A 13,646-nucleotide genomic window follows, 5' to 3' on the forward strand; every position below is an offset into this window, starting at 1 on the left:
GTGCATCGCATCGTGCTCATAAAGGTGTTGCTTGTGTCTCGGCGCAAAGACGATTAACAGAGCAGAACGGGTGGGCACCGCCGATCGGATCGACACCTGCGACGAGATCAGCGAACTCAGCTCGTCTTGCCAGCAAGGAACCGCTGGTCGCGAGAAGCTGGCAGCGTCGGCTCAAAGGCGGCAAAGTGGAGCTGCTCTATCATTCCCCTGACGACAGTCGAGCGTTTGGAGGCGCGATTTCGCCGGCGACTGCCTCAGACAAGGACTTCGACGGTCCGTCCATGCCCGAGGAGCTTCTTCGTGATCGTGATACGGCCGTCAGCTTCGAGACGCCTGAACACAGTATCGAGGGAGGGGACGTTGTTGGGATAGTCGAACTTCACGCCCGGCCCGTCGGCAATCTTGCTGTACGGTGCACCGAGAGCGACAAGGATCTCGACGGCATCACTTGTCGAGAGTTCTTCTTTGGAGAGCACCAGCTGGCGCATGACCGCACCGGCGACATTGGCAACACGGGCGAGCCGCCGCACCTCTTCCAAGGGCAGCTTGAGCGATTCCGCACGGGCGAACTCACCAGCAGCTCGAAGGGCTCGTGCATCGTCATTGGGGACGTACTGCTGCAGCCGGGTCACCGCGATGTGCTTCAGACGTTTCGGGATGTTCGGACTAGCGATGAATTCGGCGACGAAGCCCTGCACGATCGTCGGCGACAAGAAGCCCCCGACCTTCTGAGACGCCCCGAAGGCCTCGGACATGGCGTTCCATCCGCCCGGCGCGAAGTGGGAGAACGTGGGGAGATCGTCTTCGAACAGGTCCGCTTCGAGACCACGGGCAAGGAGTTGATCACTCCCGGGCGTCACGGAACTCAGGTCGAAGCCGTCGGACGGGCTCACCTGAGCCGCAAGTGTCACGCGATCCTTTGCCGTCAGTTGGTCCGAAGCGTTCAAGAGCTTGATCGCGAGTTCGGCACGCATGTCGTCCTCGACCTCGTCGACGTCCAGCAACTCGACGGGCTCAGCGCCCTCAGGCGACAAGAATCCAGCGAGTTCCTCATCGATGCCGTGCACCTTCGAATACGCGACGATGTTGGCGGCCGACGTAACGGCATGGTGCGACCGGACGAGCGCCGGCCAGATCGACTCCGGCACCTTGCGAAGATCTACGACCTTCACGGCGCTGCCCTCGATCACCGCACCGAGTTGGTCCGCCGTCCAGGACTCATACTGCTTACCAAGAACGTCCACGAGCACGGGCTCAGACTGGACGAAGCTCTCGATCGACTCGTCCGCTCGGACGGCTTTGAGATACTCGTCGATACGCGAGCGGCAGTGGTCCCAGACTTGCTCGTTCTTCTTGACCTCGTCCAAAACAGGCGCGGCCTCGATTCCGAGTGCCAGCTTCAGATTGGCGACGCTGATCTCGTACATGTGCTTGGCCACGACGCGCTCGCGAAGCGGCTTGCTCAGGTGGCTCAGGTCTGGGACTACCAGTTCGGCGGCTTCGAGGATCTCGAGCACTCGCGCGGTCCTGATAGGCGTCTGGTCTGCTGTGATGGCCGTCATCTGCGGGTGGTGCGCGTCAAGGAGACCCGCCGTTGCTTTGCCTATCTCATACGAATCCACCGCCTGAGCGTGCTGCAGCGCCGAGTCGAACAGTCGCAGCCGAGCCTCGTCGCTTGGGATCGCGTGATGCCCTGCCACGTATTCGAGGACGGAGTGCCATGGGTGTTCAGCAAGCAGCCGAACGAACGCCTCGTGCTGTGCGTCAGGCGTATTGAAGTAGGACTCTAGGAAGCTCAGTACATCCTCGTTTGTATCCTGAGAGGCGATGTACGTGACGACCTCCTTCGCTAGATCAGGCTGATGCACCAGCAGGTGATCGACCACATCGATGTTCAGCGCGCTCACGGTGCTCGTGAAGTCAGACGGCACCTGCTCGAGCAGGTTGCCCACGGCGTTTTCCGACGTGAACTTGTAATCGAGGTACATCTCGTTCGGTTGGACGCTGTGGTTGTAGAAGTAGGCGACGTCGACGCCCACGAAACTTCCGTAGAAGATCGCCGAGTATTCGGCAAAGTTGCGCGTGATGAAGCCCTTTCGGACGAGGTCCCGAGCGAGCTCAGATTCGAGATCGTCGTGAATCCACTGTGCGAACGGCTTCCGGTCCGCTGGCACTCTCCCGTACCTCGCGAGCTCCACGAAGTCTGCGCCCCGCAATGTCGCAATGTCTTCATCGCATTGCTTGCTCAGGAGCGCGAGTTTGTCAGCGTCAGGAGCGCGCCAGTGCGCTTCGGTGTTGAGCTCGGGGAAGAGGCGATCGATCTGATCGCTGCCGATCGATGCTGATCCTGCGTGCGTGTGATTCACCGTTATCGCTCGGCTTGACGAGACCTGCGCCCAGAAGTTAACACCTTGTATCGCGTCGAAGGCGAAAGTAGTTCCTCCCGCCACGAACGAGATCGGATAGCCGCTGTAAGGATTAGGGAACGCAGCCTTCATGTCCTGCAGCCGCTGCCCGAGAGCTGCAGCAACCGCCGTTCTCTTCGCACGGTGTGCCTCGAGTTGAGACGCCGTGCGGCGCTGCTTTTGAAGCCCGTCGATCAAGGCACGGACCTCTTTGCGATGATGCTGTTCAAGGTCATCTAGGGTGCTCGTTCTCTGAGCAATGTTCTCGAAATCGGCCATGTGGAAGTTCTTGTACACCACGAGCGCGAAAAGGTGATCGGCGGTCATGCCAGGAGCGGGGTTCTCGCTCCAGAGGAGACGTTCGACGAACACGGCGAACTCGTTGCAGATGTTGATCATCAGGCGCATGTCGGTCGTGTGCCGCGCGACCAGATCGAGCAGTGGCCGCGAGACGTAGTCCTTGGGGAATCCGAGCGCTTGAAGGGCCTCGGAGAGGTGGTCACGTGCATTCCTGTGTGAGAGGAAGGGCACCATCGGGATGACCATCTCGAAGAACTTGGTGCGGTTGGCCCGGCGGACGGCTTCGGCCGCGAGATCTGGCTTGGGCACTGCCACAGCGGGCCTACCGACCGAGGCTTCGGACGACTGCTCGTCGCGAGCTTCGTCCTTCAGTGCGGCATCCGATCCGAGCTGTTCGAACAGGCTGTCCTTGATGGCGTAGATGAATCTGAGCGGTTGTTCCTTGCTCTTCCACCGGGCGGAGGCATTCACCAGCGTGTTCAGCTCCCGCAGGGAGTCGAAGATCTGCGGGTCGTCGAAGCGATCAAGGTCCTCGAAGATCACGAACTGGGGCTCGACGGCGTCGAAGAACGCGACGATCTCATCGAGGAAGCTGTCGAAGTAGGTCGTGGGTCCATCGCTGAGCGCGATCTTCGTGCCGGCGGTGCTCACTTCGGAGACGAACTTGTCCCCGATGAGCCAGCGGACCGCCCAGACGACGAGCACAACCAGCGCGAAGAACAACAGCCCCAATCCGACCTGCACGAAGATGTTCGCCTGCGCACCGGGCCAGTCCGCGGACGGCCGGACACCGAGCAGCCACAGGAGACTGAGCGCGACCGCTGAGACTATGAGCGCCTGCCACAGCGCCATCAATTTCGTGATCGGCTTCGGACGCGCGAATCGTGAACGTCGGACCTGACCGGGCTTGAGCCGGTAGACGAGCTGCTTGACCAGTTCCTTCTGGATCCGGTTGGTGAGGTCCTCATCGTCTTCGTCCGGGCCGAGCGTGTTGATGCTGATGCGGACGGTCTCCGCCTCGTGCTTCTTCTCGAACGCGTCGAGCACGCTGGACTTTCCAGCCCCATAGCGGCCAGTCAGCGCGATGTTGCGGTTCTTCTTGTCCTCGACGGCCTGCTCGAGGTGTCGGACGTAGAGACTGTGGTGGTCTCCGTTGTATTCGGGCGCGAGGGTCCGGAGCTTGATCTTCTTCTCCGGGACCTCCTCACGTGAGGTTGCGTCCTCTGCGGCAGCTTCGGGGCGGACATCCCTCACGAGTCGTCGTCCTCCGCACCTGCATCGTCATCAGTAATTCGCATGCGACGCGATCGGTAGAGGTACTCGCCGATCAGTCGAACGAACTCATCGGCCCTGTCGCTCTCCCCGGTCAGCGCCTCTGTGAGCTTGCCGAACGCACCTTCGTTCAACACGGCCGCATCGGTGAGCGTCTCGCGAAGGTCAGGCGATGCGAGGAACTGATCGACCGCGTTGTGATCGATCTGTTCCGTGATGCGGAGGTTCTCGCTCGCCAACCCGGCTGCAGCGATGACGAATCCTTCAATCTGCGGGTCCGCAAACTCCGCACCGAAGAGCGAGTTGATCCGGGCAACAACCTCGGACAGGAGCTCCTGCTGAGGATCCTGCCGCGAGACGCGCGAGCCGATACCAGTGATGCCTGGGAGCGCAGGCGTGGTCTGGTTGCCGGTGAGTCCAATGTCGGCCTTACCCTGGTCGATCTGCCGGACGCGGCGCAGTTCGAGCCCTGACACATCGACGTCCGTCGCCCCATCGGTCGACGGAAGGACTCGCGTCAGCTGGCGCAGGTACTCGGCCAGCTTCTCCAGGTCGCTCGTCGCGAAGTCGACGACCTGGGACATGAAGTCGTACAAGCGCACGTATGAGCCGCAGTCCTTCTTGAAGGTGCGCAGGTCGTCGAGCGCCTGGATGTCCTGCTGCTCTTCGGCGTCCGCCCAGCGGTTGACGAACTCGTCGCGCGCCGGAGTGATCGCCGCGGACAAAGATGCGTGGGACTGGGCCGGGGACCACCATGCCGCCGCGTACTTCTCGACATCGTTCGCAGTGTAAATGCGGGCCTGCGCGAGCTTGGTGGCCAGACGATGCACCAGATTCGGGTCCGTCGCGGTCTCGACATGGGCTTCGAGGTAGTAGGCGAGGAACGCCTCGCGGATCTCCTTCGGTTCGTTGACGAAGTCGAGGACATAGGTGCGGTCCTTCAACTCGCCTGACGGCGCACGGTATGTGCGGTTGAGTCGCGACAGAGTCTGGACTGCGTGGACGTCGGGCAGCTTCTTGTCGACGTACATCGCGCATAGGAGCGGCTGGTCGAAGCCGGTCTGGAACTTGTCGGCGACGATCATGAAACGGTACTCCGGACGTCGGAACTCTCGCGCGAGGTCGGAGCCAAGGCCGGGGTTCATCGTCGCCTCAGTGGCGTCCGTGAGGCCGTAATCGGTATCGCTGATCTTGTCGCTGAAGGCGACGATCGACTTGTAACCGTAGTCATTGACCGTGAGATAGTCGTCAAATTCGGCTTTGAACCGCACCGCGGCCTGGCGTGAGTCCGTGACGATCATGGCCTTGGCGTTTTTGTCAAGCAGGTGGGCCACGTTGGCTCTGAAGTGCTCAACGATGATCTCAACCTTCTGCCAGATATTGTCCGGGTGCAAGTTGGCGAACCGCATGATCTTGCGCGTCGCCACCGCAGGATCGACGAGTCGGTCTTCCGCTGCGCCCGCGTCGTCTGTCGAGATGCTGGTGATGATGCCGCTGTCGTCGTGATGCTCGATCTCGAACGCCGTCCGGTAGGTCTGGTAGCCACGGAGCACGTCGAGGATGAAGCCCTCTTCGATCGCCTGACGCATCGGGTAGACGTCGAAGGACACAGGCTTGCCGTCGTCATCCTCACGGCCGAACAGCGCCTTCGTCTTGCTCTTCGGCGTCGCCGTGAACGCGAGCAGCGAGACGTTTCGTGCCCCGGCTCGAGCAGCCGTCTCGGCCGCGATCTGTTTCTCCAGAGCGACGTCGGCGTCGACGAGCTGATTGACGACGTCCTGGCTGTCGAGCTCCTCGTCGTCGGCGAGCTGGCCGCCATCGGTAAGGACCTTCTTCAAGTCGCCGGCCGTCTTGCCCGACTGGGAAGTGTGCGCCTCGTCGATGATGACGGCGAAGTTCTTGTCCCCGAGCGTCGACTCCAACAGACCCTTCACGTAAGGGAAGGTCTGGATCGTCACGACGACGATGAGCGCGGACCCGGTGAGCGCATCCAGGAGCGCCCGGGACTTCGATCCTCCGGAGCGGCGGACAGCGGTGGAGTCGATGACGGCGACCGTGCCGACCGTGTCATCGACCTGCTCGACGGCCTGCTGCAGCTGCGCGTCGAGGACCCTACGGTCGGAGACGATCAGCACCTTGTCGAACACTTTCGTGTTCGACGTGTCGTGCAGACGCGCCAAACGGTGCGCGGTCCATGCGATCGTGTTGGTCTTGCCAGACCCGGCCGAATGCTCGATCAGGTAGCGCCGACCGGGCCCCTCGTCGCTGATCGCGTCGATTAGCTTCGTCACCGCGCGCCACTGGTGGTAGCGCGGGAACATCAGCGTGGTCGAGCGCTTGATCTTCCCGGAGACGGGATCCTCGTCGGTCTCTGTCTTGAGGAACATCTGCGAGCCGAGAATGGCGAGCCAATTGTCCCGTTGAAGGACTTGCTCCCACAGGTAGGAGGTCGCGACTCCCCCAGGGTTCTCGGGGTTGCCGGCAGCGCCCGTGTCGTCGTGCCCGCGATTGAACGGGAGGAAGTAGGTCTTCTCGCCGGCAAGCTTCGTGGTCATGTGGACTTGGTCGTCGTCCACCGCGAAGTGGACCAGCGCGCGCGTACCGAATCCGAGCAACGGCTGCCCGGCCGGATTCCGGTCATTGCGATACTGGGTGACGGCGGTGCGCCATTCCTGTTTGAAGAACGATTTCAGCTCGCACGTGGCCACCGGCAAGCCGTTGACGAAGAAGACGAGGTCAATGGACCGGCTGTCCCCGCGCTTCGGAGAGAAGTGGACCTGGCGGACGACGCGCAGCCGAACCTTGCCGTAGTGCTCCGTGACTTCGGGGTTCAACGTCGTCGCGGGCTTGAACTGACACATCCGCAGGTGAGCTGTCGCGCCCCGCGTGTGAGAGAACTTCCGGCGTAGCACGTTCAACGTGCCGCCGCCCGAACTCATCGGGGTGTCCAGTCGGGAGACGAGGGACGAGAGCAGCGCCTCTCGATCCGCGGCCTCGGCTCCTGTGCCGATCCGCACGACCTTGGCGTACTCATCCGGCTGGGTCTCGGTCAGCCACCAGTGCACGTCCTCGGGCCAGATCGCCCGTTCGACGTCGTAGCCGTCGTCAGTCGCGCTGTATTCCCAGCCGTGGGCGGCCAAGTACTCGGCGAACTCGGTCTCGAACGCTTCCTCGCGCGTACCGTCTGCAGTTGTCATCGCCTTTAGGCCCCCTTGGTGGCTGTGCGCACATCGAACTGCCCAGTGACGGCGGCAGTGATCAAAGCAGCGCGCCGTTCCTTGGCAAGAGCGATGTGTTCCTCGGACTTCGCGATCAAAACGTCAACACGGGCAGAGTGGCGTTTGAACTCAGTCACGAAAGTCTTCTGATGCGATGGCGACGGCAGGTGGAGCGGAACGCGCGCGAAAGTACCCCAGTTCCGGAAATCAACGCTCCGCTGCCTGGTACTCGGAGCCTGGGTACTGAGGAAGCCGGACGTTCCCATGTAACGGATGAGGAGCGCCAAATACTCGGCATCGTCGTCATATCGTGGACGGCACACATGATAGACCGGGGAGCACTGGCCCACGCTGTCGGAGATACCGACAGCGCCTGCGAAACCGTCGAGAGCGTGGAACACAATATCTCCCGGGACGACACCCTGGTATCCCGCTTCGGCTGCTGACATCGTGTAGCCATCTGCTCGCCTATTGGTACGAAGGGTGACTACTCCGTCGCGGTAGGCGGTGACGACCCCGACTCCCGGCTCTGGTGACCGATCGAGACGGACCAACGCCTGCCGAATCGTCGCGGCGTGCTTCTCCTCAGCCTGCTGAAACTCCGCGTCAGCGAGCGCCGCTCGCCGCTCCCGAAGCAACCGTATGAACTCGTTCTGCTTAGCCACGAGTGCGTCGATCTGAGCCGTCTCATGGTCCAGGTAGTCGGAGATTGCGTGTTGCTCGTCTGATGGTGGGATCGGAATCGGAATCGAGGCGAACGCTGAAGAGGAGAGCTCAAGGAAGGTAGTTCCCTGCCCCCTAGCGACTAGTTCTGCCCGGGCGGCAACTAGGGCAGCGGCCAGGTAACGAGGTTCCATTCCTCTTTGTGTCACAACTGCTCTGCAGCCCTGGTTGAAAGCAGAGGTCTCGGCAACCCGGCCAACATGGCCGATCGGTGCGCGCGTCGACACGAGGACGCTCCCCGGAGGAGCGATTCCTGCCCCGTAGGTTCCCACCTTCGAAAGCGAGCGGCCGGTCGATTCAAGCACCGCCCCATCTGCACCGTTGAGGTCTGGCGGAGTGACGAACGGAAACTCGCCTCCCCAGTTCTCCGGAGCAGAAGTAGGCGTCCCCCCATTCAAGACACGACCTACGCGCCTGATAGGCATCGGCTGCCACCCTGGTGGAAGGGTAGACGCATCGAACCACGTCGTTGTCACGCTTCGACCTCACGCAACAGCTCCATGATCTCACCGACGACGCGTTCGAGGTCAGCATCGATCTCGTCGAGCGCACGCGGCGGTTTGTACGCGTAGAAGTACCGCGTGAAGGGAATCTCGTAGCCAGTCTTGGTCTTGTCCCAGTCAATCCATACGTCAGACGTATGGGGCTGCACCTCCGCTTCAAAGTACGCCTGCACCGTCTCGTCCCGTGCTTCATGGGTTTTAGGGTGACCGCCCCAGCCCAAGGGCACATTCTCAGTGTCGCGCAGCGCCGGATCGGGTTCGATCGTCCCCTTGTCCTTCCCCGAGACCACGCGGCAGTAATCAGCGGCCTCGTCGTGGATACCGATCGTCTGCCAGAGCGTCTTACGCTGCGCGGGAGTCAGATTGACAGCGTGATCCCCGAGGTGTTTGCCTATTTCCTTGTTGAACTTCCCGCGGTTGAGGTAGACCTCGTCGCCGAACGCCTCGAGAGCATCGATCAACCCCTTGACCTGCCCCAGCTTCTTGTGCTCGGCCACAGCGCTGATCGTCTCTTCAGTGCACTGGAAGCGCAGCTGCAAAGGGCGTTCGATGGTGACGGTCCAGTAGGCGAAGTCCCGGTTCGAGAAGACCTTGACCGGCACAGCTGAAGCGTCGCCATCATTCTGCGTCCCGTCGAATGCCCGCTCGATCCGCTTGCGGTTCTTCTCCGAGATCTCGATTCGCTTCGATCCGATCGCCTTTCGAAGCTTCGATCCCACGCCGGTCGCGTCGATGAGACGGATTTCTCCCGTGCGCTCCTCAGGCTTCGAGTTCGACAGGATCCACAGATAGGTAGCGATGCCAGTGTTGTAGAACATGTCGTTCGGCAGCGCGACGATGGCTTCGATCAAGTCGTTCTCGAGCAGGTGGCCGCGGATCTCGGACGGGCCTGAGCCCGCTCCACCGTTGAACAACGGAGACCCGTTCAGAACGATGCCGGCTTTACCGCCACGGCCAGTGTCGTCGACGTCGCGCATCTTCGACGCCGCGTGCAGGAGGAAGAGCATCGCCGCGTCGCCGACAGCCGGCAGGCCCGGCGCGAATCGCCCTTGGCCGCCTCGCGCATGCTCGCTCTTCACAGCTGCCTCAACGGCCTTCCAGTCGGTCCCGAACGGCGGGTTAGACAGCACGTAGTCGAAGCGGCGGTCCTTGAACCTATCGACGACGAGCGTGTCGCCCTGGCGGACGTTCGTCGGGTCCTGCCCCTTGATGAGGAGGTCGGCCTTGCAGATCGCGTAAGTGCGAGGGTTGATCTCTTGGCCATGAAGAGCAGTCGAAGCACGAGGGTTCAGGTGGCGCAGGTGCTCGTCAGCGACGGTAAGCATGCCGCCGGTGCCCACAGTCGGGTCATAGATGGAGCGGACCGTGCCGGACTCCTGCAGCGCCTCTTTGTCCTCTGCATACACGAGGCCGACCAGCAGGCGGACCACGTCGCGGGGCGTGTAGAACTGGCCGGCCCCGTCGTTGGCGGATTCCGCGAACCGGTAGATAAGGTTCTCGAACAGGTCGCCCATGTCAGCATTGGAGACGGCCTCCGGCGACAAGTCGATCTTCTCGAAGTGGCGGACCACCTGGGCGAGCCGCTCCCGAGCGTCGAGAGTACGGATGACGTTCTCGAAATCAAAGGACTTGAAGACGTCGAGGTTCGAGGAGAATCCGCCGATGTAATTGATGAGATTGGCGGCGAGATTGTCCGGATCCTGCAGCGCCTTTTCCAGTGTGTACGCGCTCGTCGTCCAGAAGGAAAGACCGGTGCTGTCGGAAGTGCGTGTTCTCAGCTTTAGATGGGTGCGGCGCTGCTGCTCGCCAGAGTACTTTTTGACGATCTCCGCCATCGCCTTGCGGTGCGGATCCATCACGCATTCAAGGCGACGGAGCACCGTGAAGGGGAGGATCACGGCCCCGTATTCGGACTCTGAATAGGGCCCGCGCAGAGTATCCGCGACACTCCACACCAAGGTTGAAAGCACTGACACGTTTGGAATTACTCCGGTTCTACAGGATGGAAAGCGGGCTCGATGAAGCCCGAATCTAGCTAGTGCTCACTCTATCGGGCACATCCGACAACGCTCAGGGGCGCGGGCGGACGGAGGAACGCTCGAGCGGCCGGAGCGCGATCTCACTCCGCTGCTGGAGACTGGGGCGGATTCCCATCGGTTGTGTCCTCTTCTTCGCGCTCGAAGGCCTCTCAGAGCAGATTCGCGACGGTGACCAGCGAAAGAGCGCCGTAGGCGTAGCTGGCCGCGCTGATGCCGCTCAGGCTCCAGCCGATGATGTGCACGTAGATCGGAGAACAGTCCAGAGCGAGATTGGCCAGGATGAGCACCGACGCGGTCAGCTCGACCGAGACGATCAGCGACACAAGTACGTGCGCGCGGGCCTTGATCCTCTCGACTTCACGGTTGCGGCGGAGGATTCTCTCCCGCCAGGGAACGATCTGAGCGAAGGCACCGATCAGTGCGGCTTAAAGCAGCGCAGCGCCAGCAGGCAGCTGGTCTGCTTTCGCACTCTACACGGAACGCGATCGTCAAGACTCGTACCACCGTTGCGGCTGCTACAGACCGTGCTCTGGGGATAGGACTGCGAGGCCGATCCGAGTTTCGACTCAAACGAGCCAGGCGCGCATCAAACAATTGAACCTGGGAACCCGAAAGGCTCCCAGCGTGCGTTCGGGTCCAAAAGTGAGATAGATCCTCCGCGAAGTATCCGCCAATACTCAGCAATCGCACCCGCCGTTGGCGCAATCTCATTGCTAGCGGTGACATTCGCGGTGACATTTGCATTCTAAAATGACGACGCCCCGACCAGAAATTGCTTCTGATCGGGGCATTTGTCGGGCTGACAGGATTTGAACCTGCGACCCCCTGACCCCCAGTCAGGTGCGCTACCAAGCTGCGCTACAGCCCGCGGCCACCTGGAACCTCGCGAACAAGTTCCGCAGGAGACAACTCGAATAGCTTACCGCCTCCCGAGACCTCCCGCGCGCACCCGAGTACCGTGGTCGCATGTCAACGACAACGGATGTCACGGTGCACTCCGTCGCGGACGTCCCGTGGGACGACGTGCGCACCGTGTTCGGCACCCGCGGGGATCCGTCCGGCTGCTGGTGCCAGTACTTCAAGCTCCCGAACGCTACGTTCGAGAGCGCCACAAAGGACGAGTGCGCCGGCATGCTGCGACAACAGGTGCAAGCGAACGACCCGGCTCCCGGCGTCATCGCCTACCTCGACGGGGAACCGGTGGGCTGGTGCGCCCTTGAGCCGAGGACGCACTACGACCGGTTGCGGCGCTCGACGATCGTCAGCGGAGGAAGCAACGAAGACCCGGATGACGCATCCGTCTGGGCGGTGATCTGTTTCGTGGTGCGCGTGGGCTACCGGAAACGCGGCGTCAGCGGCGCCCTCCTCCGCGGCGCCGTGGAGCAGGCGAGGGTGCTCGGTGCCCGCGTCATCGAGGGCTATCCGGTCGACACGACGGTCAGGATGAAAGCGCCGTCGGCGGAGCTGTACCACGGGACGCTGTCGCTGTTCATGGCAGCAGGCTTTGAAATCGTTTCCCGACCGACCCGTGACCGCGTGGTGGTGCGGCAGGCGTTGTGAACTGGTCTCAGCCGTCCGCGGGACTGGGGTGCTTCCTCCCCAGCCAACTCATGAAAGATGTTGTCCACAGATCCTCGCACGCAGGTCCTAATGTCCGTGGCTTCTGCGATGATTGAGACATGCTCAGCATAGAAGCTGTCTACACAGGCCTCACCGACAACCTCGCCGGCAGTGCGATCACCGCCGCGTCGTTCGATCGTGTCTCCGACGCGGAGATTGAGTCCACAATGGCCGCGATGACGGCCCATCAGCGGATGGTGGAAACCCACGTCGCGCTCGGGGCTGCGGCGCTCGCGAAACGGTCGGCTCCGGAGCTCGGGCAGAACGGCCTGGCGTGGCAGAAGGGCCACGCTTCGCCGGAAGAGTGGCTGCAGAAGATCTCCGGCTCCTCCAGAACCGCAGCCCGACGCCAGGTGGCCGTGGGACGGATGATTGCCGAGGCCGAAGCCGCCCATGATCTCGACGAGCAGGCACACAACAATCCTGAGGATGAGGTGCTGGCCCGGCTCGCCGCCGAGGCCCGGCCCTGGCACGCCGCCCTCGGCGACGCCATCGCGACCGGGCGTCTCGGCGCGGAGACCGCCGCCGGCATCCGGCACGGGCTCGGGGAACCCGCCGACGGTGTCAGCGAAGACGCGTTGGCGACTGCCCTGGCGGCCCTAATCGAGGAGTGTTTGTCGTTGAACGCCGACCAGGCGAAGCGGGCGGCGTTCCGGGTGCGGGACGAGATCGACGCCACCGGCATCGCCGCGAGGGCCGAAGCTAAACGGGCCCGCCAGTACTGGAAGCAGTGGGTCAAACCCGACGGGATGGTCCACGGCGAATACGAACTCGACCCCGAGAACGGGGCGTTCGTGAAGGACGTGTACGACCAGCTCACCTCACCCCGCCGCGGCGGTCCCCGCTTTATCGACCCGAAGAAGAAGGCCTGGGCCGCCGCCATCGCCGCCGACCCGCGCAGCACGGAACTGATCGCGGCCGAGAACCTCGTCGAACTGCTCCGCCTCGGCGCCGCAGCCGACCCGGGCACTGTGTTCGGCGGCAACAAGCCGGCGGTGAAGATCCTCGTCACCAAGGAAACCCTCGACAGCCGGGAGGGTCACGGGGCCATCGAGGGAAACCCCGCCCCGGTCCCGCTGGAGACCGTGGACCGGCACCTCTGCACCGACGGGTACCTCCCCATCGCCTTCGACAGCAACGGGCAATGCGTGGACGTCGGCCGGGAACAACGCTTCTTCACCGCGAAACAACGCGCCGCCCTCGCCGCCCGCGACTGCGGCTGCATGTGGCCCGACTGCGACCGGCCACCATCCTGGACAGAAGCGCACCACATCAACGAATGGGCGGCACACGGCGGACTCACCGACGTCAGAGACGGCATCCTGCTCTGCAAACGCGATCACCTCCGATTGCACAACCAAGGGTGGCGGATCGAACGAAGAGGTGCCAACGAGTACTGGCTCATCCCACCCAGGAGCATCGACCCCGAACAGACACCCATCCGTATGAAAAGCAAAGCCACCCTCAAGCCGGGCAGCCCCATCAAGCCGTTCAGCGGCAAAGAGGCCGGGCAGGAGACCGCCTAAGCGGAATCACGCCGACGGGACGATCGTCTGGCAAGGCATA

Annotated in this window: 7 protein-coding genes and 1 tRNA gene; 2 read left to right on the plus strand and 6 right to left on the minus strand. The window is 62.5% G+C overall.

Annotation, left to right across the window (positions count from 1 at the left end; all coding sequences use genetic code 11):
* Positions 1-254 precede the first annotated feature (254 nt).
* The 6 genes from EEJ31_RS03205 to EEJ31_RS03225 form a co-directional block, all read right to left on the minus strand.
* Positions 255-3,959: an ATP-binding cassette domain-containing protein gene (locus tag EEJ31_RS03205; RefSeq protein ID WP_123044839.1), complete on the minus strand. Its 3,705-nt coding sequence runs from the start codon at positions 3,957-3,959 to the stop codon at positions 255-257.
* Positions 3,956-7,174, minus strand: coding sequence for a type I restriction endonuclease subunit R (locus EEJ31_RS03210; RefSeq protein WP_123044840.1), 3,219 nt, complete (start codon positions 7,172-7,174; stop codon positions 3,956-3,958). The genes EEJ31_RS03205 and EEJ31_RS03210 overlap by 4 nt, the downstream gene beginning before the upstream one ends.
* Positions 7,175-7,179: 5 nt before the next feature.
* Positions 7,180-8,343: a restriction endonuclease subunit S gene (locus EEJ31_RS03215; protein WP_123044841.1), complete on the minus strand. Its 1,164-nt coding sequence runs from the start codon at positions 8,341-8,343 to the stop codon at positions 7,180-7,182.
* Positions 8,344-8,390: 47 nt separating this feature from the next.
* Positions 8,391-10,397 carry a type I restriction-modification system subunit M gene (locus tag EEJ31_RS03220; protein WP_123044842.1) on the minus strand — a complete coding sequence of 669 codons (2,007 nt, stop codon included), beginning with the start codon at positions 10,395-10,397 and terminating at the stop codon, positions 8,391-8,393.
* Between the two features lie 212 nt (positions 10,398-10,609).
* A complete protein-coding gene (locus tag EEJ31_RS13820) occupies positions 10,610-10,783 on the minus strand; it encodes a hypothetical protein (RefSeq protein WP_158603889.1) in 174 nt (57 codons plus the stop codon).
* Positions 10,784-11,254: 471 nt separating this feature from the next.
* Positions 11,255-11,328 (minus strand) — tRNA-Pro (locus EEJ31_RS03225).
* 98 nt (positions 11,329-11,426) lie between these two features.
* Between EEJ31_RS03225 and EEJ31_RS03230 the strand changes: the two genes are divergently transcribed.
* Together EEJ31_RS03230 and EEJ31_RS03235 are read left to right on the plus strand one after the other, a co-directional pair.
* Positions 11,427-12,020: a GNAT family N-acetyltransferase gene (locus tag EEJ31_RS03230; RefSeq protein WP_123044843.1), complete on the plus strand. Its 594-nt coding sequence runs from the start codon at positions 11,427-11,429 to the stop codon at positions 12,018-12,020.
* Positions 12,021-12,139: 119 nt separating this feature from the next.
* Entirely contained in the window at positions 12,140-13,606 is a 1,467-nt protein-coding gene (locus tag EEJ31_RS03235) for an HNH endonuclease signature motif containing protein (RefSeq protein ID WP_123044844.1), read from the plus strand.
* Positions 13,607-13,646: the final 40 nt, after the last annotated feature.

This window comes from Cryobacterium tepidiphilum, assembly GCF_003716325.1.
In the GTDB taxonomy this organism is placed as follows: domain Bacteria; phylum Actinomycetota; class Actinomycetes; order Actinomycetales; family Microbacteriaceae; genus Cryobacterium; species Cryobacterium tepidiphilum.

What these genes read in the sequence shown, in the direction of transcription:
- EEJ31_RS03215 (WP_123044841.1), bottom strand. Translation starts at nt 8,343, where the DNA reads ATGCCTATCAGGCGCGTAGGTCGTGTCTTGAATGGGGGGACGCCTACT.
- EEJ31_RS03235 (WP_123044844.1), top strand. Translation starts at nt 12,140, where the DNA reads ATGCTCAGCATAGAAGCTGTCTACACAGGCCTCACCGACAACCTCGCC.
- EEJ31_RS03230 (WP_123044843.1), top strand. Translation starts at nt 11,427, where the DNA reads ATGTCAACGACAACGGATGTCACGGTGCACTCCGTCGCGGACGTCCCG.
- EEJ31_RS03210 (WP_123044840.1), bottom strand. Translation starts at nt 7,174, where the DNA reads ATGACAACTGCAGACGGTACGCGCGAGGAAGCGTTCGAGACCGAGTTC.